The sequence below is a fragment of the Bacillus sp. SIMBA_074 genome (assembly GCF_046534555.1).
GTDB lineage: Bacteria > Bacillota > Bacilli > Bacillales > Bacillaceae_G > Bacillus_A > Bacillus_A mycoides.
The window spans coordinates 1-252 of sequence record NZ_JAWRYM010000899.1 but is presented as its reverse complement, the minus strand read 5'-3'; the positions used below and the strand labels follow the sequence as shown (position 1 = coordinate 252).

Annotated in this window: 1 protein-coding gene; it reads left to right on the top strand. The window is 68.3% G+C overall.

Going from position 1 to position 252, the window contains the following annotated elements:
• Positions 1-252: DUF2795 domain-containing protein (locus SB773_RS33355; RefSeq protein WP_410594732.1), on the top strand; the 252-nt coding region annotated here is incomplete at both ends.

Below are 252 nucleotides of genomic sequence, written 5' to 3'. Positions count from 1 at the left end.
ATGGCCGACCGACCTATCCAGATCGACGTGCAGAAGTACCTGAGCGGTGTCGACTACCCCGCGAGCAAGGCCGATCTCGTCGGAACCGCCCAAGGCCAGGGCGCACCGAAGGAGGTCATCGACGCCCTCGAGGGGCTCCCGGACCGCGACTTCGAGAGCCCGGTGCAGGTCACGGAGGGCATCAGCGACACGGGGAGCGGCCGGCAGCCCAACATCATCGGGCGGTTGTCGCCATCGTCGAGCGTTGCCGGC